The organism is Rhodococcus sp. NyZ502, from assembly GCF_041464245.1.
GTDB classification, from domain to species: Bacteria; Actinomycetota; Actinomycetes; order Mycobacteriales; family Mycobacteriaceae; genus Rhodococcus_F; species Rhodococcus_F qingshengii.
Genome location: NZ_CP167155.1, coordinates 723,332 through 747,909 on the forward strand (window position 1 = coordinate 723,332; position 24,578 = coordinate 747,909).

Sequence of the window (24,578 nt, forward strand, 5' to 3'; positions counted from 1 at the left end):
TGCGATGAACGTCGAGGTCAGAGATCCCGCGCCGAGTGTCGCAGCGGCGAGAACGCCAATGTGCCTGCCGCGATGGCGAACACGATGGTGACGCCGATCAGGGTGGGGCGTTCGCCGATCGCGCCGACCAACAGGCCTGCTGTCACGGCACCGAGGGCGGCCATGGTGCGGTTGACGGAACGCCGGGCGGCATTCACGCGCCCGAGAAGCTCATCCGGAGTGAGCGCTTGCCAATAGCCCATCTCGTTCGCGTTCTCCGTGCCTGCTGCCAAGCCCTGCAGGCCAAGAGCTGCGAAGAGAAGGAGATGGCCAACAAGTGTGTCGGTCGCGAAGGTAACGAGAAGCCAGGTGAGGGGATACAGCGAGCGGGCGAGGATGACCGTTCGTCCTGGTCCGATTCGCGTGCCGATCGCATGTGCACTGGACGCTCCGAGGAGGCTTGCGACACCGAACGTCGTCAGAAGCAGGCCGTATGTGTAGGCGCTGAACCCGAGTGAGCGGAGGGCGAAGAGAGACAGCACAGTCAACGCGGCTCCGTTGGCGAGGAACCACACGTGTGTCGATATTGCGAGCGGGTTGAGAGTGCGGTGGCGGTAGGTGAATCTCAGACCCTCACGCACTTCGTTCATCAGGTTGCGGGAGCGAGAAGCGGGTCGCGGCTCGTCTACGTCGAGACCGTAATTGAGTGCGGCATCAGCGAGATAGCTGATTGCGTCGACGGCAATCACCACGGGAGCGCCGAGCAGGCCTACGAGTGCGCCCCCGACCGTTGGCCCCAATGTCGTTGCTGCTGCGTCGGCTTGGTCGAGTCGAGCGTTTGCTTTCACCAGTTGGCTGCGTGGAACCAGCCGGGGTAACAAGGACTGCATCGCAGCGAAGCCGAACACCGAGAAGGAGCCGAACAACAGCAACGCGATGACCAGGACCCAGATGTGCAGAAGGCCGGCGAGCCACAGAAGCGGAACAGTGCCGAGTGCTACCGCTCGACCGACGCTGGCCCACACTAGGATTGGCTTGCGCCGCCACCGATCGACGTAAACCCCCGCGAACAACCCGAGCACCGCATAAGGAATCAACTGAGCCGCGTTCACCATACCGACTTCGAAGGGCGTCGCGTCTAGAAGCTGCACTACCAAAATGGGCATCGCCACCGCTGTCACCGACGAGCCGGCCGAACTGATCACCGCGGCCGTGAGGAAGCGGCGAAATGATGAACGATTGACGGCCGGAGAAACCTCACTCATCGCTTCCACTCACGATGCCGCCACATGTCCGACTCCGCAGGTCCGTCCCATGAAGGGAACTGTAGTCGAGCACGCCCGATATGGTGCTGAGCCCGGGACGGTTGTTTGGCATTGCGAAGTTGACAGAAGTACTCGACATGGCGACAGGGGGGACGACTCTACCGATTCGAGGGAAGGCATCACCATGATCGAAACAGGCTCTCCCGCAAGCATTTTCGTGATACCTCGCACTGAAGAACGCGACGGGTACGAGAATGAGTGCTTCACCCATTACGTCCAAGGCATGTTCCACCGCTGGATGTCAGGGCGCCACAGGATCTTCGGCCCTTTTCCTCGCACGCCAAGCCGTCGCCAGCGGCACCGTCGAATGCGCATTGGCTGTCGGCTTCGAGCAGATGAAACCCGGCGCACTCAAGCGGGTCTGGGGCGACCGCCCAGCGCCGATGTTCCGCTTCGACGATCTGATGACCGAGATCCAAGGCGTCCACGACGCGCCGCGCACAGCCCAGATGTTCTATCGGAACCATGTCGACAATGCGGTGGCAAGACCGTCCTCGGTGCCTGGTGGGCAGATCTGGTCGGCTGCGGCAAGCACGGAAGCGGGTGCGTGACCCATGGCCACGCCGTGAGCTGCCCAGTCCAGCATTTCCAGATCGTTGATGCCGTCACCGACGGCTAGGGTCCGTGTTGCGGCGACGCCCAGCTCGATGCGCAGCCTTTCCAGCATCGCAGCCTTGCTTACGCCGGCTGCGGTCAAGTCGGCCAGTGGTTCGTCTTCGTAGCACAGGCTTCGAATGCCGGGGAGGTCGAGAGTAGACAAGATTTCGGTCAGCTCCTGCCCACTGCGTCCAGGCCAGTGGATCGCCAGTCGGGTGGTCGGCGTGGTCGCAAGTTCGTCGATATCGACCAGCTCGACCTCGCCATGGTGCATATCCGCGTCGTCGACAGGGCCGGTTGCTCTGACCCCGATGCCCGGGTTCTCGGCTACGAAGATCGCGCCGGGTAGTTGTTCGCGTAGTGCCACGATGGGAGTGCGTAAATCGAAGACCACTTGCTCCGCGATTTTCCCGGTTGCGGCATCGATCAGCACGGCCCCGTTGGAACAGATCGCGAACCCCGTCATGATGTCGAGCTCGAGTAGGAACGGTCGTGTGGCGGGGGCGAGTCTGCCGGTGCACAGCACGACGTGGGCTCCGGATCGAACAGCTGCCCGCACAGCCGATCTCACTGCGATGCTGATCGTTTCGTGCGCGAGCGGATTCGTGTCCTCCGCGACGTGCAGGGTGCCGAAAATGTCGAGGGCAATCATCATCGGGTGGCCGGATTCGAAAACCAAGGGTCATCCTTCGATAGTGTCAACTCGACAAAATTCATCGGTAGACCGTGTGTAAGTCGGTTCGGGTGCAACATACTCGAATCGGTATTCGTCGCCCAAACAGAAGCGGTGTCCGCCACGTTATCGGCACCGTCCACACACTCGGCGGGCGCGGCATCGCATTCCGCTCCCTCACAGAAGGATTCGACACCACCGAGGACGGACGGTGGTTCCTGAGCTGCAGTCACCGGATCACGCGAGGCCGCCCGAGGCCATGAAATTCCCGAATCAGAATTGTCAGACCTGTTCAATGAACTCCCCACAAGGTGAGACGGGTTTCTCGGACACGCTGTCGATTCGACAACTGTTGAAATCGATTTCGCTCCGGAACCGTTTTCTGTCGGCGGACGAGGGTTAGCTGGTGGTCTGCACTCATTTCTCAGTCACATACGGGAACATGTCTCATCCTCTGGTGCCTCAGAAACAGCCTTGGTCTCAACAGTTCACGGCCGATTCTGAGACTGACAGCGAAAGCCGAGACCGCAGTCGGCGAACCAAAGAGGGCTTTCCACTCCGGTTGAAGGGTCCCTGGCTGGTATGCCTCGTATGGCCCGCGAGATGGCCTGCAACAAGACGGTTTCCGGCGGATTGAGCCGCTACTGTGCAAAGAGTCGGAAACGGTCGTCGCGAATGGCCGCTGCCACTTGTTGGGCACTCTGTTCTTCCTCGTCGCCCGACGTGTCCAGTACATGATCATCGAGCTCGCCGAGGTCGGAGAACTGATCCCACATCGAGAGGATTGGCCCCTCGTCGATCAAGGCGCTTGGCGCGGTTCGGGCTTGGGCTCGCTTCAGCGTGATGTCGCGCTGCGGCCGGAGCACGATGTAGTGGACCGCCAAGTTCGGGTGCTGTGTCGCGTGTGTTCGGAAGTGGGGGAGCATCCACGGCCCGATGATTCCGTCGATCACCGTGGTGAAGTCGCCGCGAGCATAGGTATAGGCGGCGCCGGCGATCACATCCATGACAGTCTGGTTCTGCGCATCGGACGTGGGCTCGTACGGAGGTATCGCGCCCGAAACGATGCAGTGCCAGAAGTCGTCTGTGTGCAGATGAACGCCTTTGCTGTAACCGCGGGCAAGTTTCGCGGCGAGGGTCGACTTCCCTGCCCCTGGTGGGCCGGTCAGAATGATCACTTGTGCGCTCACGCACCACAACCTATCCCTATCTCGACGGCTGAAGCACCCGATTTTCCCGGCCTAGGTCCAGTATTCTCGCCGAACGTCGCGGTGATGTCGTGCGAAGCGTCGCCGCCGTCGTGCTCGCGGTTTGGCCGCGAACATTTCGGTCCCGAAATCGCACTCCGAGTTGGCCCGCTGGCAATTCGCCGCCCTGCACCCGGATCGTGCGTTCTCGTGCGGGTAGTGCAAGCAGGGCGGGGCGGAGGTTTCGTGGTTGTCGACGCCGTCGAAGTCTCCTATGGCATCTCAGATGGAGATACGTCCAACCCTGGGTCAGCTTCGCCGGAAAGTCGAGTATGGTCCGGTCATGGGCCGACTCACAGAACTACTCAAGTCCGTAAAATCACTCGGATCACGCAAAGACACCGCCGCCAAGCAGGAAAAACGCGCACTGGATCGGTGGGAAAACGAAGGCGGCCCTGTCGCAGAGGATCCACGACAACGCTGACCCCGGACGAGTGCCAGCGCGCCTGGACCGATCAACCCAGCCAGAATTGGCCGCAACTACCTGATCGGCGCCGGCAGTGCAGACCTCGACGCACACGGAAGTACAACAGACGTTTTCGATGGCTGAGTTCGGTTGCACTACGTCGGGGGCAGTGACGAATCCCCGTGGTGACCGGTGGCTATGACGACCACCTGAACAACAGCGTCTTCAGGCATCTCGGGGTAGTAGTTGACCCGGAGTTGTCTTGCGAAATTCGTCATGTCGGTGCCGGGTGGCTGGCGGGCTGCTAGCGGCGACAGATGAGCTAGATCGTACGTTTCTACAGCGGTGACCTGTCCTGAAAGGGGGCGGGCGGTCGGGTGATTTATCGAAGATGAAAATTGCCGGCCCTTCGTGAATGTCTTCGCGCCAGCGGACGGTGGAAACTTTCGCGCCAGAAACCACTGCCGTGTAATGCTTCTGATGAAAGTGCACGGTTTGAGCAGGAGCGCAGGTCGTCATGTTCGCATTGTCCACTAAGCACGGCCAGCACCAAGGCGGTCCTACCCTCGATGGCGGCGGCCGAAAGCGTGGCCTTCGCGCGGGGTGACCGAATCCGACTTCATCACGGTTGCAGGGTTGATCCTGGCCGCGGTGACGATTGCCAGAGTCCGGCGCGGCCGGCGATCGAGTATCGAATCCTGAGCTGGTACCTCGTTCGTCAGATGTAGTACTGCAGATGGATGTGCAGTCGAGTACCTGCTGATTGACTCTCTCCCGGAAGGGAGTCGTCAATGAGCACGTCCGTCAACCGAAGCCGCTGGTCGATCGTTGCGTTGTCATGCGCCGGAGCGGCATTGGTGGCCGCGTTCGTTTTGGGCCCGGCCGCGTTGTTACGCGGACGCTATCCGCAGTTCCAAGATCAATCCGTCATGAGTGTGCTGCTCGGCCGCGGCTTGGTCGACTACTGGGGTAGCGGAGTCCGCACCTATCCTCCCGGCTTGGCGGAGATGGTGGACTACTGGTTCGAGTGGCACGCGATCAAGATCGTCATCTCGGTGCTGCTGACCGCGGTTCTGGGTCTGCTCGCGGCGACTCTGTGGCGGCGATCTCTGACGGCCGGCGTAGGTTGCGTGGTCGCGGCGGCCACTACGACTGTGCTGTCATTGTTTTCGGTGTTTGTGGCTGTGCTCAACATCCAGTCGACGGTCGCACCCGTAGTCGCGCTGCTTCCGATGCTCTCCGCTGACAACGCGGACGGGCAAACAGCGCAGTCTCTGATCGAGAACGGTGTGCAGAGCGGAGACTCCGGGCCGCCACTGCTCGAGTTGCTCACACAGGTTGAGCACTACAACTGGGCGGCGATTGTCGCTACCGCCGTGGTGATCGCTGTAGTCGCAACCGGAACCCGCATCGCCTTCCGACGCTACAGGTCGTCGGACACGATCAACGGTGCCCACTGTCGGATGTTCGTCGCCCTCGGATCGCTCGGTGCTGTGATGACCATTGCGATGGCGCTGCTGTTCGTTGCGGCCGTTGTTGCCGTCGTCGATCCAGGAGAAGCTCTGCTCGGCGTGGTCGGGCTGTGACTCTATTGCCGGACCAAGATGAAGGGCGACGGCGTATCCATGACCGAATCGCGGAAGTGCTGAACGTCGCTCGCAGTACGTTGTGCCGAAACCTGTAGTAGCAAAAGTGAATTCGCTATGTCATTGGAAATGTTGCGTCTTCGCCGGCACTGATGTCGCCGGTTCGGCCTCGATGGATGTGCTTCCTACAATTCGATGGGGCGATTCGGGTGTGGGCCTGTGGTTGGCGCGCTGATATCTGTGCGCCATTGCCTCGACCGCGGTGAGTGGGTAACGCAGCTGTCTGTCGAAGTGGGAGAGGGGCAGCTGCGTCGCGGGTTGCAGATCGTCAAGCCGCGGCCCTCGACGGCTCGTTGCGGTAACGCGACAGTCGGCCGTCGGTTCCGGTAAGCCGCCAGGACCAGAGGGTGAGCCGGGTGCGCATTCCGTTGGCGTCGGCGAGGCTCCGGACGTCTGCGCAGGACTCTGCAAGGAGTCGCCGGAAATCGGGGTTGCGCATCGAATAGGTCTCGCGCAGAACATTGCGGGGGATACCCAGCAACGTCGCGTCCTGCCGGCTAGGGACGACGATGGACCAAAACCCTATGCGCATGACTACAGGCGTGGTGAGGCCGAGTGCGAGGCGGTTGAATCGGCTCATGCGCGGAGCGTGATGGCGCAACCATGCATGGGCGAACCCGATGTGACGTGCTTCCTCGGCGAGATGGATCTGCATGATGCGGTCGGTGAGCGGGTGAATGCCACCGCCGCGCATGATGCTCTTCTGGATGTGGTCGATCGGCTCCTCTCCAGCGAGGATGATCTGAAAGAAGAAACTCGGCCACAGCGATCCCAGCGAACCGACCAGGGGGAAGGCCTTGACAAGCCACGTTGGGGCACCGTGTACCTCCGGAGCCACCCGGTTGGTGAACTCCTGAAACATCTGGATGTGGTGTGTCTCTTCGGTGAGTTCGTGCATGAAGTAGCGGAATTCGGGGTTCTCGTTCGCCAGGCCCATCAAGAACTGGGTACCGCCGAGAAGGAGCAGTTGCTCGAACTGGGAGCCGGTCTTTGTTATAGATGCGAGCCGAATCCGGGCAACCCGCCGTTGTTCCTGGGGTGAGAGCGCGCGGTACCAGTCGGTGTGGGACAAGGGGTCGACCGCGGGGAGTGTCCATCTTGGGTCGTCCGCGGGGGCGGCGAACTCGGGCGAATTCCAGGCGATGTCTTTGAACGCCTCGAAGTGGAGCCCTGTCGAGGATGCCTCGGACAGTGTGCGCAGAGTGTCGTGGTAATCGCGATGTTCGTTGACGGTATTGCGCCCCGGAGCTAACCGGACAGATGGCGCGTTACGCCGCGTGCGACGAAGTGTTAGGAACTGCATTTCGGGCTCCTTTGTGGCATCTACCTCAGATGTGCCCACAGTAAACTAAGTGTGACTACGCGTCCACAGTAACTGTATGAGTCTGCACGTCCACGGGTAAGTCCGGAAGGGCGAAAGGGACGCTCAATATCGCACCATGCACGCAGCTCTCGGCATTTGATGGTGGTGTGGGTCCTGCTGTCGAGACGACGGCGCTGGACGTGGTCGACGTTAGGCCGTTGTGTGCATCTGCCGACCTATACGGTGGGATAGATGCAGGACGAGGTTCTCGCGATCTCGTCACGGTCGGTGTCCCGCTTGATCGGGTCGGAACTCACCCCGCCGAACTCGCGTCCCTGCACCGCGACGACATCCGAGGCGGCGCAGACAGTTGATCATGTGGATCGGCCCGCACGTCTTTCGTCATGCGACTGGGATCCGATGGCCCGTGGTTTGTTGCTCGGATGGCGATCGGTAACAGTGGAAATATCTCACCGGTGACTTTCAAGTTGTGTCAGTTCTCTTTCTTAAGTGACTGTGTAACAACCAGTTTCGATGGAAGTCGCTATCTGAATTGAAATTCTGGGCGGAAATGCACGACGACCAATGGCTCTGGCAGGGGTAACTGTGCGCGTCACCGATGGCGACGGAACCAACAGCGTCGAGATCGACATGCTCGTGACCGCCGACGCCATCACCGAAGTGCCGTCGGTTGGCTGAGACTTGTTCAGTGCCGAGCCCTGCAAGAGCGGAGTTTGCGTCGGGCGCTCCCGGTAGATCGGCGGTGGCCTTCATGGTGTGATCGCGCTCTATACGGCACTGGCTTTAGTGGTGGGTGTTGCTGTCGCGGCGCGCCGTCCTGTGGGCGGCAGGAAGAATCTGGCCGACGTGTTCGGCGGGACCGAGCATGAAGCGGTCCAAGCCGGAACGCGTTGGGCTGTAGACGAGGTGGGCGCCCCAAGTGTGCATCGCCACCGCTGTCACCGACGAGCCGGCCGAACTGATCACCGCGGCTGTGAGGGAGCGGCGAAACGGTGAACGATTGACTGTCGGAGAAACCTCGCCCATTGCTTCTGCTCACGATGCCGCCACATATCCGACTCCACAGGAGTGCTGAGCCGTGCCTCGGGTGGTGAGGCGCTATCGCCTTTACACGATTGGAGCTGCGGAACAGGACATTTTCACGGAGAAACTTTCGCGGGGATAAACGAATCGATTCTGGTCGAACCCATGAGGGGAAACATGACTATCTTCTTCGACATCATGCTCGTACTCTGCGTCGTCTCCATAATAGTGTTTTCTGGATACGTTCTTTATCGCTTGGTGACAGACGAATCGAACCTGCGATAGCCAGTCGCTTCGACGTGTGGGTGCAGCGGGGGCCGATCGTCCTATAGATCCGCACCATCGCAATGGATTTCAGGGCGAGCCTCGCACGCAAGATGTGATATTCGCGAGTTTCGCCTGAATATAGGCACGCAGCACTTCTTTCTGTGCGATCTTCCCTGGTGCAAGGCCTGGACCAACCCTCTGCTCATCGTTTGCCGCGTCAACCGACGTGGACGTGTGGCCGGCGGGACTGGTCGGGTTCGGCGCGGCGGAGGACCTCACGGGTCACGGGAGCGGTTTCGCCCTCACCGATGAACAGGAAGCGGAGCAGGTACATGATCGGGTTTCCCTCGGTCCACTCGAAGTAGACGTCGGGAATCACGCCGGTGATGTCCCTCGTCCGCAGGAGAACCGCCGCAATGGTGTTGGGGACGGCCGGGCTGTCGACCCACAGAATCCGGTGCTCACCGCGCTGTCGGCCGTGGACGAGGAGGTCGGTGCTGAATTCGGAGGAGTCCGTGACGTTTACCTCGATGAAGATGATCGACTCCGCCTCCGGGATGTTGCTTTCGGCGCGCTGCTGCGATTCCTTCTGCCGATACTCGTCCTCGTCGAGACGGTCGACGTCGTGCGCCACCATCGCGAGGTAACCCTTCTCGGCTGCCTCGGCGATGAATTGCAGCGCGGTCTCGTCGAATTCGACGGAGGTTGCCCGTAGTTCGAAGGCTCGCGAGATCCGGGAAAGGAAGGACACCACCATGATCGCGGCGATGAAGAACGACGCCACTTTCACACCGTCTGGACGTTCGAAGATGTTCGCGATCGTCGTGTAGACGAACAAAACTGCGACAAAACTGAACCCCACGAACAGTTTTCGCTGACCGTGCTTACGAGCGGACAGTGCAACGGCGACGGTCGCCGACGAGATGAGCACGAGGACACCGGTTGCGTACGCGGAACTCTGAGCGTCGACACCGGCGTCGAAGTAGATCGTGACAGTGATGGCGATGACGCTGAACACGAGGACCAGCGGACGCACGGCGCGGGCCCACGACGGCGCCATGCCGTAGCGGGGGAGATACCTCGGAACAAGATTGAGCAACCCTGCCATTGCCGACGCACCGGCAAACCAAAGGATCAGGATCGTGCTGAGATCGTAGACGGTTCCGAAGATCTCACCCAGATAGTCGTGGGCGAGAAAGGCAAGCGCGCGACCGTTGGCAGCGCCTCCGGGTTGGAACTCGTTTTCTGGGATCAGGATGGTGGTGACCAGGCTCGACGTCAGCAGGAATCCGCTCATGATCAGCGCCGCCGTGGTGAGCAGGCGCCGCGCACCTTTGATGCGGCCACGTGGATTCTGTTCGGTGTCGTGCGGATCGCCCTTGATCTGCGGCATGACCGCGACGCCGGTTTCGAAGCCGGACAGACCGAGAGCCAACTTCGGGAAGACGATCAGCGCGATCAGGATCATCATCGCCGGGTTTCCGTGCTCGGTGGTCATGGCGCGCGTCCAGTCGGTGACCAACGACGGCGCGGTCGCGATGTGCCACAGACCTACGGAGATGACCACCACGTTCAAGGCGAGATAGACGGCGACCAATCCGACCGCGATACCGATCGCTTCGGTGAATCCGCGGAGGAAGACCGCAGCGAGGAGCGCGAGCAGAACCAGGGTGACGGCGACGGTGTGTCCGGAGAGAAAGGTTGGAGCAAAAGGGTTCTCGACGAGGTGCGCCGTGGCATCGGCAGCCGAGAGCGTCATAGTGATGAGGAAATCGGTGGCCGCGAAGCCGAGAAGCACGAGAACGAAGATCTTGCCGCGCCACTTGGGCAGCAGCTTCTCGAGCATGGCGATCGAACCCTCGCCGTGCGGACTCTCGCGAGCCACTCGCCGGTAGACCGGTAGAGCGCCGAAGAGTGTCAGCAGGATCAATACGACTGTCGCGATGGGAGCCAACGTGCCGGCCGCCAGTGCCGCGATACCGGGTTGGTAACCGAGGGTGGAGAAGTAATCGACACCCGTCAGGCACATCACCTTCCACCACGGGTGGCGCTTCTCCTTCTTCGGCGCCATCCGGTGGGGCCCCAGATGTCCGGCCGGTTCCTCGGTGATGTCCGCGAGCAGCCAGGCCTCGGTGCGTTGTTTCACGGACGGAGCCGTGTTTTCGGCCGGGACCTCGTTGTCGGCTGCGGTCACCACGGCGTCACGGCTTCAGATAAACATCGTTGAGCGTGACAGTCCGCAGGTTTCGGCTCCGGATGATGTCCACCAGTTGCGGATACACGTGGGTCACGGGCAGATAGTTGAGGTGCCCGATCACGATGGCCCCCGGATTGAAGTACTGGTTCGCCATTTGGAGGATGTACTCCTCGGTGATCAACGAAGAATCCGACAGTGATCCGTACCAGAGGGTGGGCACGGTGTAGCCGACGCTCGCGGCCACGGAATCGACTGTCGCGTTGTGCCTTCCGTACGGCGGCCGAAAGTACGGCGCCGCGTCCACGCCGTAGGTGTTGCGCAGGAACGTGCCGTTCTTCGTCAGCTCGTCTGCGATCTGCTGCTTCGACACGGACGTCAGATCCGGGTGCGAGTAGGTGTGATTGCCGAGCTGAATTTGTCCGCTCTCGACCAGCGGTCTGAGAAGTCCGGCGTTTTCGGTCCACGAGTTGTATTGCCCGTTGACGAAGTACGTCAAACGGATGCCGGTGTCTTTTGCGAATTGTGTGTAGAGGCGCACGACTTCGGAGCTGGCTCCGTCGTCAACCGTCAGGGCAAACAGATCCCCACCGCCGGGTAACGCGGTCAACGATCCGCCGGCGGGCAGCGGCACCCGGGCAGACGGCGGTGGAGGCGGCAACAAGGCAGGCGGGAGATCCGGGACAGGGACGGGGTCGGTTGGTTCGTCGGCTGCGGCGATTGCCGTGCCGACCGAACGTGACGAACAAGCGGTTCCCATGGTCACCGCGGCGGTTCCGGTCAGAGTTGCTGCTGCGAGGGCACTGAGGAAGCGTCGGCGGTCCACAGGGCGGAGCCTAGAGCAGATTTGCCTAATTCGGACTTCATTCTCAGCGTTCTTTCAGCGAAAGACCAGCCGTGTCCGGTATCGACAGGTTCTACTCAGGAACGGTGGATAGCGTGTCGGCCGTGGAACCGCGACCTCGACACTCGGCAACCAGGCACAGGCGTAGGCGTCAACCGCAGCGGTCGACGCTCTCGGTGGGGCGCAAGCTGGCGGCGGCGTCCCTGTCGACGACGATTCTGGTGGGCGTCGGAATCGGCTGGTACGTGCAGTCGGATCTCACGTCGGGGCTGTACCGATCGGACGCGCTCTCCGCCCTCGGTGACGACGCCGGCAGTTCGCTCGACGGGGATACCAACATCTTGTTGATCGGGCTCGACAGTCGTAAAGCGATGGACGGCAGCGACCTGCCGGCTGAGTTCGTCACCGACAAGCTGCATGCGGGGGACAGTGATGTGGGTGGATACAACACGAACACGCTTATCCTGCTCCATGTTCCGGGCGATGGCGGCAAGGCCAGTGCAGTGGCGATCCCACGCGACGACTACGTCGCGGTACCCGGCTACGGAATGGCCAAGATCAAGGAAGCCTACGGAATGGCGAAGGCTGATGCGGACGCCAAACTCATAGCGGACGGTGTGACGGATCCTGCTGCACGAGAACAACAAGCGCGTGAAGTCGGAAGACGGTCGACACTGACCACCGTGCAGAATCTGCTCAAGGTTCCGATCGATCACTTTGCCGAAGTGAATCTGATGGGCTTCTACGACGTCGTCTCGGCTATCGGCCCCGTTCAGGTGTGCCTTAACAATCCGGTGCAGGATGACTTCTCGGGCGCCAACTTCCCGGCCGGAGTTCAGACTCTCGATGCGTCACAGGCACTTTCGTTTGTCCGTCAACGCCACGGCCTGGACAACGGGGACTTGGATCGCACCCACCGGCAGCAGGCTTTCATCAGCGCGGTGATCGCCAACTTGAAGGGCTCCGGCGTCATCGGAAACATTCCGAAGATGACGGCACTGGCCGACGTGGTGAAGAAGGATGTGGTGATCGATTCTGCCATGGATCCCGTCCGATTCGCTTCTCAGGCAAGCGCTCTCGCAGGTGGGAACATCGACTTCTACACCCTGCCCATCGAGGGATACGAGACCGTCGACGGCCAGGACGTCAACATGGTCGATCCGGCGCGTCTGCGTAGTGAAGTGTCGCGGATCTTCGCGGGAGGTGACTCGGCATCTGCACCTGCGATGGACACTGCTGTCTCGACCGGGAACGAAGTTGTGGATATCCGCAACGGAACCGCGACGGACGGGTTGGGCGCCGCGTTGGCAGCGGCGACGAAAGCGTCGGGAGTCGAAGTCGGAGAGGTGAGCACCGCAGTTGCGACGGCAAAGTCGGTGGTCAGCTATGGAGTCGGCGCCAAAGCCGTCGCAGAGGCGCTGGCCGAGCAGTTGGGCGTAGCCGCAGTGCCTAACGAGCAGGCAGCGGCCGAATCAGTGTCTGTACTGATCGGTGAGGACAATGCGCAGACCGTGTTCTCGGCCGCTCCGGCGCAGTCGGACTCGTCGGTATCCGCCGGCACCGTTCCCGATACGGGAGCGCAGGGATCACCCATCCGGGCCGACGCGAATGGCGGCATCCCCTGTGTGGACTAACTCTCAGGTAATTCGCACCAAACTCACGCTGACTTCTTCGATCTGCGGGTCTACATTGGAGAAGTCGAACTCAGTCGGGTACTTCACCTTTGGGGTACCTGACTGAGATTGCGTAGTTGAAAGGATCACCGACATGGCTACAACAGCAGCGGTACAGAATCCGACACGCTCACGTGCCAGGACCATGTCCTTGTCCGAGTACGTGGCCGAGCATCCGGCGCAGCGCGTTTTCCCACCGACCAGTGAGCGGGCGGCCAGGATGGCGATGCTCATCATGTTCGCCCTGATGGCCGTCACCCTCGTCGTACTGGTACTTGACGAGGCAGGAATTTTCGGATGAAGGCAGCGGTCTTCGGCTGAGCCGGACCTTTAGTTACTCTTGAGTAATGACTGAACAGAAGAGCTGGAATGCGTTCACCGTCGAGCGCGAAGACAACATCGCCCAGGTGACGCTGATCGGGCCGAGCAAGGGCAACGCGATGGGGCCGGATTTCTGGAGTGAACTCCCCGAAATCTTCGCCGACCTCGACGCCGACCCCGAGGTGCGTGCAATCGTCATCGCCGGTTCCGGCAAGCACTTCTCGTTCGGACTGGACCTGCCGGCGATGAGCGGTGAATTCGGTGCCGTCCTCGCGGACAAGGCTCAGGCAGGCCCGCGCACCAAGTTCCACGACATGATCAAGCGCATGCAGTCGGGCATCAATGCCGTCGCAGATTGCCGCAAGCCCGTCGTCGCAGCTGTGCAGGGCTGGTGCATCGGCGGCGGCGTCGACCTGATCACGGCGGCGGACATCCGCTACGCAAGTGCCGATGCCAAGTTCAGCATCCGCGAGGTCAAGGTCGCGATCGTCGCAGACATGGGCAGCCTCGCGCGTCTGCCCGCGATCATCGGCGACGGACACCTGCGTGAGTTGGCTCTGACCGGCAAGGACATCGACGCAGCGCGCGCCGAGAAGATCGGCCTCGTCAACGACGTTTTCGAAGATGCCGACGCGGTACTGGCAGCGGCGCGCGCGACCGCCAAGGAGATTGCGCTCAACCCGCCGCTCGTCGTCCACGGGATCAAGGACGTGCTCGATCACACCCGCAGCGCGAGCGTGAACGACAGCCTTCGCTACGTCGCAGCCTGGAACGCGGCGTTCCTGCCTTCGCAGGATCTGACCGAGGCCATCACCGCCGTCTTCCAGAAGCGCCCGCCAGTCTTCCAGGGTGAGTAGAAACTGCAAGGGTGAGTAGGAACTGCAAGAGCGAGTAAAAACAGCACAAAAATCCCCGCACATCTTCCGATGTGCGGGGATTTTCGTTAGGCCTGAGAACTCGAGCTCAGTGACCGCCGTTGGCAGCGAGACGCTTGATCGAAGCCTCGATCTCGGCCTCTGCCTCGGCGCGGCCGACCCAGTTGGCTGCCTCGACGTGCTTGTTCGGCTCGAGGTCCTTGTAGTGGACGAAAAAGTGCTTGATCGCATCGAGCTCGAACTGTGAGATGTCACCCAGATCCTGGATGTGATCCCAGCGGGGGTCACCGGCCGGAACGCAGAGGACCTTGTCGTCTCCGCCGGCCTCGTCGACCATCTTGAACATCGCGACTGCGCGAGCCTCGACGATGACGCCGGGGAAGACCGACTCGGGGAGCAGGACCATGGCGTCGAGCGGATCGCCGTCCTCACCCAGGGTGTTTTCGATGAAGCCGTAGTCGGCCGGGTAGCCGAAAGCTGTGTAGAGGTAGCGATCGAGTTTGACGCGACCGGTTACGTGGTCGACCTCGTACTTGTTGCGCTGACCCTTGGGGATCTCGATGGTGACGTCGAACTCCACGCCGATTCCTCGCTGTCGTGTCGGTAATGATTCGTCGGAAGGATATCGGGTCAAGGATAAGGTTGCCTGACCACCCAGTAGGCAGAGCACAGACGGAGGGGCGTTGGCGGGCCAAGGAAAGAAGAAGATCGGCTCGTTGGAAGAGAGTCGACGGCGTAACTTCCGCATCCTTCTGGCGGTCGGTGCAGTGGTTGTACTGGCCGTCGCCGGAGTTGTCGTCGTGAAACTCGGTACGTCGAACGACACCGCGGGCAGCGCGACCGTGACTACGTCGCCTCAGCCTGCGCTCGTGACGCCGTCACCCCAGGTGGTGCCCGTCCCGACGGACGCACCGATCCCGAGCGCGTCGGGAATCGCAGCGGCGATCGGCCCGGCCGTGGCCAACCCGGATCTGGGGAAGTTCACCGGAGTAGTCGCTGATGCGCTCACCGGAAACATTCTCTGGAGCACGGACCCGTCGACGCCGATGACGCCCGCGTCCACGACGAAGGTGCTGACCGCATCGGCGGCACTGCTGAAGTTGCCGCTCGACCACCGGCTGTCCACGACTGTGGTGCCCGGAACGAGCCCCGGGCAGGTCGTTCTGGTCGGCGGCGGTGACCCGACGCTGACGGCGACGCCGAAGGGGCAGAGCGGGTACTACGCCAACGCAGCGCACATCGCGGATCTCGTCGACCAGATCAAGGCTGCCGGTACGCCGGTGAACAGCGTCGTGGTGGACTCGAGCTTGTTCAAGGGCGACAACATGGCCACCGGCTGGTTCCCCGCGGACATCGCGGCCGGTTACATCACCCCGATCGAATCGGTGATGATCGAAGGTGGTCGGTACGACGGCACTCAAGACGAGTCGCCGCGTTCGGAAACTCCCGCGTTGGACGCGGGCAAGGTGCTCGCTCAGGCGCTCGGTGTCGATCCCGCCAACGTGAGTCTCGGCGCGGCGCCTGCCGGTGCCAAGCCGATCGCCACCGTGCAGTCGGCGCCGCTGAGCGACCGGCTGCTGCAGATGATGGAACATTCCGACAACGTGCTCGCAGAGACCATCGGGCGTGAGGTCGCGATTGCCTCCGGAATCGAAGCTTCGTTCACCGGAGCCGTCGACGCGACCGGCAAGACCCTGCAGGCGGCCGGGTTCGACTACACCGGTGTATCGCTGCACGATTCCAGCGGACTGTCCGTCGACGATCTCATTCCCGCTCAGGTACTCGATCGCGTCATGACGGCTGCGGCCGGTGACGGTGATCCGAAACTGCGCCCCCTGCTGGACTACCTTCCGGTGGCCGGCGGAACAGGAAGTTTGTCCGACCGCTACGCGTCCGGAAACCGAACCGGTGCGGGTTGGGTGCGAGCCAAGACGGGAACTCTCTCAACGGCCAGCGCGTTGTCAGGGTTCGTGGTCGATCAGAACGGGCGAGTGCTCACCTTCGCACTGATGTCCAATGACCGGCCGCCAGAAGTGAGCCGTCCTGCCCTGGACGCGATTGCCGGAGCATTGAGGAATTGCGGGTGCCAATAGTGGCCGAAAAGACTCCACAAGACGATGAAGCCTCGGCTCCGCTCGGTGGTGCCGTCGACTGGAGTCTTGCCGCCAAAGCCGGGATAAAACTGGCGCGCGGCGGCCCCGCGATGTCTCGCTACACGGCCGAGACGGCAACCGCAGAACTCGCCGAAGCGTCCGAGCGCGCAGAACTGCCGGTTCGTGAAGTGACCGGGCTGGCCGACGGTCTACCGGTCCCGGCTGCTGACGTGCTTGACCGGGCCGGGTGGATCACGGCGGCCTCGCGGTCGATGGCACATCTCACCGGCGCGGATCCCGACGGCAGTGGCAATCTCATCGTCGGAAAGCCGGCGGGCTTGCAGGCCGGCGCCATGCTGGCGTACCTGTCTTCGGCGATCCTCGGGCAGTACGACCCGTTCACCGGCGAGCACGGCACCCTGCTTCTGGTCACACCGAACATCGTCTCCGTCGAACGGTCCCTTCGGCTGAACCCGAGTGACTTCCGGTTGTGGGTCTGCCTGCACGAGGTCACGCACCGGGTTCAGTTCTCGTCCTCGCCGTGGCTAGCGGAGTACATGAAGGAATCCGTCGAAACGCTTGGTGCGACGGTGGACGAGTCGATGACCGACGTTGTCGGGCGCCTTGCTGCAGAGCTGCGCTCGCGGAAGGAACCCGACTCCAGTGACGGTGCGACGGCGGGCGGCATCATCGGACTGCTGCGCGCCTCGCAGGCGGAACCCCAGCGTGACGCGCTGGATCGGATGCTCGTACTCGGCACTCTCCTGGAAGGGCATGCAGACCACGTGATGGACGCCGTCGGTCCCGCTGTGGTGCCGTCGGTGTCAACTATCCGCGCGGCCTTCGACAAGCGTCGGCAGCGCAAGTCCAACCCCGTGCAGCGGATCATCAAGATGCTGCTCGGCATGGACGCCAAGATGGCGCAGTACGTACGCGGCAAGGCCTTCGTCGACGCGGTGGTTCTCAAGGTCGGCATGGAGCAGTTCAACACCATCTGGACCGGGCCCGAGACCTTGCCGTTGCTCGACGAGATCGACAATCCCGACGCGTGGGTAAAGCGCGTTCTCGGCTAGATGCTGCTGCCTGAGACGCCTGCCCTACTGGCGCTGCGACAGGCCGTGCGGGCGTGGACGGTCGCATTCGAGCCACGACTTCGTGTGGTCGTCGCCCTGTCCGGGGGCGCCGATTCATTGGCGTTGACCGCAGCAGCGGTGGCGGAAACCGATTCGGTCGACGCGTTGATCGTGGACCATCGCCTACAAGATGGTTCGGATGCCGTCGCGCGCTCGGCCGCAGACCAGGCGCTGGCGCTGGGTTGCCGGACCGCGACGGTGCTGACAGTCGACGTAGCCGATGGTGGGAGTCTCGAAGCCGCTGCGCGTGAGGCTCGGTACAACGCTCTCCGCGGCGCCAGAACTGACCTCCCGGTTCTGCTCGGACACACGCTCGACGATCAGGCCGAGACCGTGCTTCTCGGACTCTCGCGCGGGTCCGGTGGGCGATCGATTCAAGGTATGGCTGCATTCGACGCTCCCTGGGGACGGCCGCTCCTCGGCATCCGGCGATCGGTGACCAGGGCGGCCTGCGTCGACCTGGGAATCACGCCGTGGGAGGACCCGCACAACAACAATCCCGAGTTCACTCGCGTACGTCTGCGGCACGAGGCGTTGCCGCTGCTCGAAGAAATTCTCGGCGGGGGAGTTCCCGAAGCGTTGGCCCGAACCGCGACGCAGTTGCGTGAGGACGGCGAGGCGCTCGACGAGTACGCCGAAGCCCTACTCCTACGGGTTGTCGTCGACGGAGAAGTGGAAGTGGACACACTTGCCGAAGCGCCCACCGCAATCCGCCGACGCGCTCTGCGGGCCTGGCTGCTGCAGGGCGGCGCAAAAGCATTGACGGACAAACAGTTACGCGCAGTCGACGCCCTGGTGACCGACTGGCGGGGGCAAGGCGGCGTCGCGATCGGGGGCGGAACACCGGAGGCGAGGTTGGTGGCGGCCCGGCGACGTGGCAGGCTGATCCTCGGATTCGAAGACCGACGAAGGGTTTGACGCGTGTACGAGGGCGACATCGCATCGGTACTGATCTCCGAAGAACAGATCCGTGCACGAACGGCGGAACTGGCTGAGGACATCGCCAAGCGTTACCCGGCAGGCGCCCCCGAAGGGGATCTCCTGCTGATCGGCGTCCTCAAGGGAGCGGTCTTCTTCATGACCGACTTCGCCCGCGCCCTGCCGATCCCGTCGCAGATGGAATTCATGGCCGTGAGCTCCTACGGATCCTCGACCTCGTCTTCGGGCGTCGTCCGCATCCTCAAGGACCTCGACAAGGACATCGCCGGTCGCCACGTGCTGATCGTCGAAGACATCATCGACTCCGGTCTCACGCTGTCGTGGCTGATGCGCAACCTCAAGACACGTAATCCCGCTTCGCTCGAGGTCGTCACCCTGCTCCGTAAGCCGGATGCGGTCAAGATCGACGTCGACGTCCGCGACGTGGGCTTCGACATCCCCAATGAGTTCGTCGTCGGTTACGGCCTCGACTACGCCGAGCGGTACCGCGATCTGCCGTACATCGGCACCCTGGACCCCGAGGTCTACGGCGGCTGAGCCTGCTCGCGCCTGAGTGCGGCTCAAGCGCGGACCCTGGGCAAGACATCGTCGTGCTCCAAATGGTTTCTGTGTCGGGGCGCTGAGCGGTTCGTTCCAGTTTTGTGTTGGGATCGGGATGAATTTGATTTCCGAGTTGTGAACTGACGTGGATAACGCAGCTGCATCCCTGCGTGGCATCCCAAATTTCTGTGAAGTGGTTCAATTCGCAGATCAGCGAATAGTCTTCCGGCGATTTCCGTTGAGGCATCTCGAAGTTCCTGCTGATGTGTCCACGGCTACGGCCACAGACTCGAAACATGGCGATGTCACGTGTCTCCGACAAGTAGCCGCGATGCTTGAACGTACCCATAAAACACGCAAATTTCGCGTCGATGGATTGATCTCTCGATCAATCGCAGATGGTAGGCGTGGCTATGCGCTTTCGACGGCTCCTCATATTTTGGCCGTGCTGGCAAGTTCATCGACGGCGTACGGCTGAAGTCGGGGTACTCGCCGACTAGGTGCTGCGGTTAGGTGAGTTTCGTCCTGGAAAAGGCGAGGTAGTAGGTCCAAGGCTCGTCCTTTGTTCCGATAGGGTGGCGCTCGATCTCCAAAACTGGACGGTTTGTCGGTATCACTCTCTATTCTGATTGAACTAACGAAATCCGTTTCAGCGGACCGGTCCCGAACGCGTTGCATTCAAGATTTATGGATGGGACAGATTCGCTAATTTTGGCAATTTCCAACCACACCCACCAGTGTGATCGGTTCTATCCAGGAATGAAGGAGCACGACGATGTCCGAGCCATCTGACCAGATACCCGCGGGCTGGTACCCAGATCCAGCGGGCGGTCAACGTTACTGGGATGGGGCAAAGTGGCTACCCCTGCCGGCGCCGGACTCGAAGGACTCGCCCACATCGCGCAAGCGGCCACCGAAGAAGGTTTTGATAGCGGTGCTGGCGATTGTTCTTCTCGCGGCGGTCGGCGGTACAGTCTGGAAACTGTCCCATGATTCCAACGTGAAGGCTGAGCGGGATGCAGCGGCAGCGGCGGTTCAGTTGGCGGCCGATGAAGAAGCTGCCCGCGTTGCCGCCGAAAAATCCGCTCAGGAGAGTAAGGATGCTAGCGAACGCGCCCGACGTATCTTGGCGGTGACCAATATTGAAAGCAGCGTCAAGACAATGGCTGAGGATCACGTTACGAAAGGGTTTATGGACGGACCGATTATTTCGGTGTCCTGTTCCCCTGTCGGGGGTGGTTCGACTGATGACCTATCTGAAAAAACCACGGTCTTTGAGTGCTTCGCAGCCAACGAGAATAAGGGCGACGGCATGATGAGTGGATACAAGTACCACGCGACGATGAACTGGAGTTCTGGAGAGTTCACCTACGGACTTGGGAAGCCCTGATTAGTAAGGCATCGAATCCCTTGGACGCTTACCGTCGAAGGGATGCTGCAATCGAGTTCACGGGCGGTAGGTCGTTATCTAGCTCAGCTTCGTTTGGTTTCAAGGTGATGGCTGGCTTTGACTTACGCAGGGAGCTGGCAAGGTAACCATCCTCGTAGCGGGTGCGACCGGGTCCTCGGCGATTCGTGAAACGAAAAGACTTCCGCGAGTGACGGGGCAGCCTGGCGGCAAACTATGCGAGTGCGAGTGAGAACCTTGAGGCGCATCGGTGCTGTACCGCCGTCTCGATGCTGGTATCGGGTGCGGTCGTGCAGAACTCACGACCGCACCGCGCCGATTGCGCAAGCGAGTACACCTTCAGGGCGTCAGCAGCTTCTTCTGGACTTTGCCCATAGCGTTGCGGGGCAAGCTGTCCACCAGACAAACCTGGCGTGGGCGCTTGTGGATCGACAGTGATTCGGCGACGAAGTCCGAAACCACAGCGCAGTCGGCTACGTCGCCGACGATGAACGCGACTATGCGCTGTCCGAGATCGTCGTCCGGCACACCGACGACGGCGGCCTCGCGAACGCCGGGGTATGCCAGAAGTGCCTGTTCCACCTCGCCGGCACCGATGCGGTATCCACCGGACTTGATCATGTCGACCGACTCGCGACCTACGATGCGGTGGAATCCGCTGTCGTCGATCACCGCGATGTCGCCGGTGCGGAACCAGCCGTCTTCGGTCATGGATTCCGCTGTCTTCGAGGGGTTCCCGAGGTACCCGTCGAAGAGAACGGCGCCCGCAACTTCCAGTTGCCCAAGCTGCTCTCCGTCGTGCGCCGACAATTCGCCGTTCTCGCCGCGCAACCTCGTCCTGACTCCCGGAACGGCGTGCCCGACCCAACCCGGGCGACGTTCGCCGTCGTGCGTCGTGCTGACGGTGATGAGGGTTTCACTCATTCCGTAGCGCTCGACGGGAGCCAACCCGGTCAGCGATTTCATCCGCTCGAACAATGGAACCGGAAGTGGTGCACTTCCGGACACGAGCAAGCGCGCGGATCGCAATGCTGCTGCCGCCGAGGGCTCACCGCACACGCGTGACCAGACGGTTGGAACACCGAAGTACAACGAGCCACCCGCTGCGGCATACGAATCCGGAGTTGGTCTGAAGGTATGAATCAGCGGCGAACCCACGCGCAAGGCGCCCAACACGCCGAGAATCAACCCGTGGACGTGGAAGAGGGGCAGTCCGTGGACGAGTGTGTCCTCTGGCGTCCAATTCCACACATGAGCGAGCGCGTCGAGATCCGCTGCGATCGATGCTCGCGAGAGGACAACGCCTTTCGGAGCTCCGGTGGTTCCCGAGGTGTACATGATCAGTGCGGTAGCTGCCGCGCTCGGTTCGGGATAGGACGTCGCAGATCGCGCGTGAATATCGATGGGAATCAACGGGATACTCGAATCCGACGGTCCGTCTCCGAGTATCAGTTCGGCCTGGGAATCGGCGATGATGTGCTGACGTTCGAGCGGGCCGGAGTCCGGCGGGATCGGGACCACGGCAACACCGGCGATCAGCGCGCCGGCGACGGCGACCACTGTCTCGAGGCCGGCGGCGGCTTGTACTGCCACTCGCTGTGCACCATGGATTCGATCGGCGACCGCGGTGGCGGCGGCAAACAAGTCGGCGCGAGAGAGGGTCGCGCCTTCGCCGAAACTGACCGCCGCTCCGTGATCGTCGAAGATGCGGGGGTCGAGGGAGCGCAGAAGTGTGGATTCGCTGTTCATCGCGAGTTCCCTTTCTTTGAGCGAAGATTCAGACGGACCAGGGAACAACGAACATCAGCCAGGCGAGAATCGGCGTCACCACCATGATGGTCATGCCCCACCGCATCGTCAGCCCGAACACCACGTCGCGTTCTTCCGGAGCGGCGTTCGCGACCACCAGCGCGCCGTTGGTCGAGAACGGACTGCAATCGACCAGAGACGAGGAGATTGCCAGCGCGATGACCAGACCGGTTGCATTGACCTGACCGGTCATGAGGAATGGAATTGCCAAAGGGATGAGTGCGCCGAGGATTCCCGTGGTGGATGCAAACGCCGACACGATCGCGCCGATCAGACAGATCAAGAACGCCGCGAGAAGTGGAATCCCCACGTGTGCAACAGAATCCCCGAGCCACTGGACGGTGTTCTGGTTCTGCAGAAGAGCGACGTACGTGACGATTCCGCCGATGAGGAGCACGGTGCCCCAGCTGATCTTGTCGACGGCGCCGCGGGCGGAGGCCGGGAAGATCAGGGTGAGAAGTACCGCGACAGTCAGTGCGGTGAAGCCGACGTCAAGGTCGAAGACCAAGGCGCCGAGTGCAAGCGACGCCAGTCCGAGCAGGGTGAGTCGCCGCTCGAGGTTGAGTGCTCCCTCGTGCGGAGCGGTCCCACCCGAGGACTTGCCGCCACCCTTCGAGCTGTCGCCGGAACCCGAACCGGTGATGGTGTCGCCACCGCCAGACGCGTTGCCGACTGCGCTGACGAGCACGCGTTCGGAGGCGCCGCGTGCAATCAATGCGCGACCGCCGAACGAGACGTACGCGATTGCGGCAACAACGGCCGCGGCTGCGAAGGTCGAGACGAACAGCAAGGCCGGGCTCGACGGGAGGCCGTTCTGACGCATGACGTCGTTGGTGATCACACCGAAGATCCCGATAGGGGAGAAGCTGCCCGCCGTTGCGCCCTGGACGACCATGAAGCCCATCAGCATGGGGTGGATCCGGTAGCGGGTGGCGAAGCCCATTGCCACGGGCGCGATGATGGCGACGGCAGCGGGACTGACCGCGCCCATGGCGGTGACGGCCGCGCACACCGCGAACATCGCCCACGGCACGAGGGCCACTCGTCCTCTGACCGCGCGGACTGCCGCGTGAATGATCCAGTCGACCGTGCCGTTGTTTCTGGCCAGCGCGAACAGGTAGGTGACGCCGACCAGGATGACGAAGAGGCTGGCCGGGAAGCCGTCGAGGATCTCGCTGGTATCGACGGTGAAGACCAGTGTTCCGACGACGAAGGCAGCCACCAGGGCGAGCGCACCCATGTTCACCGACCTCACGGTGGATATGACGAACACCAGGACAAGTACTGACAGGGCTATGACATTTGCCATCGAACTCTCAATCCATTCGCGACCAGCTTGTGGTCTGCATCACTTGGAATTGGCCTAGCCTCTCTGCCACTGCTCCATTTGTCAAGTACACTCCGAGGCATGAATTCGACGTCATCGCCCGGCTCGCGCTCGGGCCTGCCCGGACGATTGAAGCGTCCGCGTCTGTATGAGCAGTTGGCCGAGCACATTTCGAATTTCATCGAGGCTCAAGGTCTTTCGCCCGGCGATCGGCTTCCTCCCGAACGCAGCCTGGCTGCCGAACTCGGCGTGAGTCGCGCGTCGCTGGCTCAAGCGCTCGTGGCCCTCGAGATTCGGGGCAGAGTCGAAATTCAGCACGGTAACGGAGCGGTGATTCGTGAAGCTCCGACGCCCGACGCGGGTAGGTCTGCGGATTCGGGAGTGCGGTTGCAAGACCGAACCGTCGACGAACTGACTGCTGCCAGGGAAGCGATCATGGCCGGCCTGGCTCGGGCGGCGGCGTCGAATCCCAACGCTGCGCTTCGGGTCGCGATGTTGACCGACGACGGGACCGCGAGAAACTTCGCCGAGACATGGCGCTGCGTCAGGCACCTGGCCGGTGGCGGCTTACTGGCTGATCTCGACGACACCATCGCCAAGCAGGCGGACGTGCCCGAGTCCTCGGCGCGACTGTCTGCGCGACTCGATCAGCTCGCGCACCGGATCATCGACGGTGACCAATCGGGCGCCGCTGACGCTGTTGCGGGAATCCTCTCCGAAACGGCCTGACGAATAACGACGGACGAGCGTCGGAAAAGCGCACGATAACCACTATGGGCATGTTCGCTCACAGGAAACTGTGCTGCGACGTAGCCCGGGAACCTGATCGGCAATGCGCACGTTGAACACAGTGACGACCGTTCCAACCAAGCGGCACGGCCGCTGGCGGGCATCGATGGGGCCGATCGCGGTAACCTGCAGGTGTCCGGTTGGCA

20 protein-coding genes and 1 pseudogene are annotated in these 24,578 nt (G+C 62.0%); 11 read left to right on the top strand and 10 right to left on the bottom strand.

The genetic code is table 11. The features are described from left to right. Positions 1-17: 17 nt before the first annotated feature. Positions 18-1,244: an MFS transporter gene (locus ACBG85_RS03395; RefSeq protein WP_372026223.1), complete on the bottom strand. Its 1,227-nt coding sequence runs from the start codon at positions 1,242-1,244 to the stop codon at positions 18-20. Between the two features lie 308 nt (positions 1,245-1,552). Between ACBG85_RS03395 and ACBG85_RS03400 the strand changes: the two are divergent. Beyond that, positions 1,553-1,759: pseudogene (locus ACBG85_RS03400) on the top strand (lipid-transfer protein); the annotation flags it as partial. Here ACBG85_RS03400 and ACBG85_RS03405 read toward each other — a convergent pair. Further along, the gene (locus ACBG85_RS03405; RefSeq protein WP_372026226.1) at positions 1,759-2,580 is read right to left on the bottom strand and encodes an HAD-IIB family hydrolase; all 822 of its coding nucleotides are present in this window, start codon (positions 2,578-2,580) and stop codon (positions 1,759-1,761) included. The pseudogene ACBG85_RS03400 and the gene ACBG85_RS03405 overlap by 1 nt on opposite strands. A 635-nt stretch (positions 2,581-3,215) precedes the next feature. Then, positions 3,216-3,764, bottom strand: a complete 549-nt coding sequence (locus ACBG85_RS03410; RefSeq protein WP_021333803.1) for an AAA family ATPase — start codon at positions 3,762-3,764, stop codon at positions 3,216-3,218. Positions 3,765-5,018: 1,254 nt separating this feature from the next. Here ACBG85_RS03410 and ACBG85_RS03415 point away from each other — a divergent pair. Continuing rightward, positions 5,019-5,813, top strand: coding sequence for a hypothetical protein (locus ACBG85_RS03415; RefSeq protein ID WP_021333806.1), 795 nt, complete (start codon positions 5,019-5,021; stop codon positions 5,811-5,813). 328 nt (positions 5,814-6,141) lie between these two features. Here the strand turns inward: ACBG85_RS03415 and ACBG85_RS03420 are convergent, their stop codons facing one another. The 4 genes from ACBG85_RS03420 to ACBG85_RS03435 form a co-directional block, all read right to left on the bottom strand. Further along, positions 6,142-7,176 carry a diiron oxygenase gene (locus ACBG85_RS03420; protein WP_081557307.1) on the bottom strand — a complete coding sequence of 345 codons (1,035 nt, stop codon included), beginning with the start codon at positions 7,174-7,176 and terminating at the stop codon, positions 6,142-6,144. An 804-nt stretch (positions 7,177-7,980) separates the two neighbouring features. Continuing rightward, positions 7,981-8,223 (bottom strand): hypothetical protein, encoded by a 243-nt coding sequence (locus tag ACBG85_RS03425; RefSeq protein ID WP_065351888.1) that lies wholly within the window; start codon positions 8,221-8,223, stop codon positions 7,981-7,983. A gap of 481 nt (positions 8,224-8,704) precedes the next feature. Continuing rightward, positions 8,705-10,684: an amino acid permease gene (locus tag ACBG85_RS03430; RefSeq protein WP_007727027.1), complete on the bottom strand. Its 1,980-nt coding sequence runs from the start codon at positions 10,682-10,684 to the stop codon at positions 8,705-8,707. A 4-nt stretch (positions 10,685-10,688) separates the two neighbouring features. Beyond that, entirely contained in the window at positions 10,689-11,507 is an 819-nt protein-coding gene (locus ACBG85_RS03435; protein WP_007727026.1) for a polysaccharide deacetylase family protein, read from the bottom strand. Positions 11,508-11,629: 122 nt separating this feature from the next. Between ACBG85_RS03435 and ACBG85_RS03440 the strand changes: the two genes are divergently transcribed. From ACBG85_RS03440 to ACBG85_RS03450, 3 genes are all read left to right on the top strand, one after another. Then, positions 11,630-13,159, top strand: coding sequence for an LCP family protein (locus ACBG85_RS03440; protein WP_230691628.1), 1,530 nt, complete (start codon positions 11,630-11,632; stop codon positions 13,157-13,159). Between the two features lie 133 nt (positions 13,160-13,292). Continuing rightward, entirely contained in the window at positions 13,293-13,499 is a 207-nt protein-coding gene (locus ACBG85_RS03445; RefSeq protein ID WP_124568973.1) for a hypothetical protein, read from the top strand. Positions 13,500-13,545: 46 nt separating this feature from the next. After that, positions 13,546-14,376, top strand: coding sequence for a crotonase/enoyl-CoA hydratase family protein (locus tag ACBG85_RS03450; RefSeq protein ID WP_007727023.1), 831 nt, complete (start codon positions 13,546-13,548; stop codon positions 14,374-14,376). 106 nt (positions 14,377-14,482) lie between these two features. Here ACBG85_RS03450 and ACBG85_RS03455 read toward each other — a convergent pair whose 3' ends face one another. Further along, positions 14,483-14,974, bottom strand: coding sequence for an inorganic diphosphatase (locus tag ACBG85_RS03455; protein ID WP_003941181.1), 492 nt, complete (start codon positions 14,972-14,974; stop codon positions 14,483-14,485). A gap of 103 nt (positions 14,975-15,077) precedes the next feature. Here ACBG85_RS03455 and dacB point away from each other — a divergent pair, with 103 nt between their 5' ends. From dacB to ACBG85_RS03480, 5 genes are all read left to right on the top strand, one after another. Then, positions 15,078-16,487 (top strand): D-alanyl-D-alanine carboxypeptidase/D-alanyl-D-alanine-endopeptidase, encoded by a 1,410-nt coding sequence (gene dacB, locus ACBG85_RS03460; RefSeq protein WP_050656873.1) that lies wholly within the window; start codon positions 15,078-15,080, stop codon positions 16,485-16,487. Next, positions 16,487-17,560, top strand: a complete 1,074-nt coding sequence (locus ACBG85_RS03465; RefSeq protein ID WP_054826775.1) for a zinc-dependent metalloprotease — start codon at positions 16,487-16,489, stop codon at positions 17,558-17,560. The genes dacB and ACBG85_RS03465 overlap by 1 nt, the downstream gene beginning before the upstream one ends. After that, the gene (gene tilS / locus ACBG85_RS03470; RefSeq protein WP_372026230.1) at positions 17,561-18,538 is read left to right on the top strand and encodes a tRNA lysidine(34) synthetase TilS; all 978 of its coding nucleotides are present in this window, start codon (positions 17,561-17,563) and stop codon (positions 18,536-18,538) included. A 3-nt stretch (positions 18,539-18,541) separates the two neighbouring features. After that, on the top strand, positions 18,542-19,096 hold the full coding sequence (gene hpt, locus ACBG85_RS03475) for a hypoxanthine phosphoribosyltransferase (RefSeq protein WP_003941159.1): 555 nt from the start codon (positions 18,542-18,544) through the stop codon (positions 19,094-19,096). A 778-nt stretch (positions 19,097-19,874) separates the two neighbouring features. Beyond that, a complete protein-coding gene (locus ACBG85_RS03480) occupies positions 19,875-20,489 on the top strand; it encodes a DUF2510 domain-containing protein (RefSeq protein ID WP_064688653.1) in 615 nt (204 codons plus the stop codon). A gap of 357 nt (positions 20,490-20,846) precedes the next feature. On the opposite strand, the gene ACBG85_RS03485 is transcribed toward ACBG85_RS03480, so the two are convergent. Then, positions 20,847-22,256, bottom strand: coding sequence for an acyl-CoA synthetase (locus tag ACBG85_RS03485; RefSeq protein ID WP_372026232.1), 1,410 nt, complete (start codon positions 22,254-22,256; stop codon positions 20,847-20,849). Between the two features lie 28 nt (positions 22,257-22,284). After that, entirely contained in the window at positions 22,285-23,625 is a 1,341-nt protein-coding gene (locus tag ACBG85_RS03490) for an SLC13 family permease (protein ID WP_372026233.1), read from the bottom strand. A 99-nt stretch (positions 23,626-23,724) separates the two neighbouring features. Between ACBG85_RS03490 and ACBG85_RS03495 the strand changes: the two genes are divergently transcribed. Next, positions 23,725-24,372 (top strand): FadR/GntR family transcriptional regulator, encoded by a 648-nt coding sequence (locus ACBG85_RS03495; protein ID WP_007727006.1) that lies wholly within the window; start codon positions 23,725-23,727, stop codon positions 24,370-24,372. Positions 24,373-24,578 lie beyond the last annotated feature (206 nt).

Bases quoted from the DNA above. Each gene is read 5' to 3' on its own strand.
- ACBG85_RS03395 (WP_372026223.1), bottom strand. From the start codon at position 1,244: ATGAGTGAGGTTTCTCCGGCCGTCAATCGTTCATCATTTCGCCGCTTC.
- ACBG85_RS03415 (WP_021333806.1), top strand. From the start codon at position 5,019: ATGAGCACGTCCGTCAACCGAAGCCGCTGGTCGATCGTTGCGTTGTCA.
- ACBG85_RS03420 (WP_081557307.1), bottom strand. From the start codon at position 7,176: ATGCAGTTCCTAACACTTCGTCGCACGCGGCGTAACGCGCCATCTGTC.
- ACBG85_RS03425 (WP_065351888.1), bottom strand. From the start codon at position 8,223: ATGGGCGAGGTTTCTCCGACAGTCAATCGTTCACCGTTTCGCCGCTCC.
- ACBG85_RS03445 (WP_124568973.1), top strand. From the start codon at position 13,293: ATGGCTACAACAGCAGCGGTACAGAATCCGACACGCTCACGTGCCAGG.
- ACBG85_RS03450 (WP_007727023.1), top strand. From the start codon at position 13,546: ATGACTGAACAGAAGAGCTGGAATGCGTTCACCGTCGAGCGCGAAGAC.
- tilS (WP_372026230.1), top strand. From the start codon at position 17,561: ATGCTGCTGCCTGAGACGCCTGCCCTACTGGCGCTGCGACAGGCCGTG.
- ACBG85_RS03480 (WP_064688653.1), top strand. From the start codon at position 19,875: ATGTCCGAGCCATCTGACCAGATACCCGCGGGCTGGTACCCAGATCCA.
- ACBG85_RS03485 (WP_372026232.1), bottom strand. From the start codon at position 22,256: ATGAACAGCGAATCCACACTTCTGCGCTCCCTCGACCCCCGCATCTTC.
- ACBG85_RS03490 (WP_372026233.1), bottom strand. From the start codon at position 23,625: ATGGCAAATGTCATAGCCCTGTCAGTACTTGTCCTGGTGTTCGTCATA.
- ACBG85_RS03495 (WP_007727006.1), top strand. From the start codon at position 23,725: ATGAATTCGACGTCATCGCCCGGCTCGCGCTCGGGCCTGCCCGGACGA.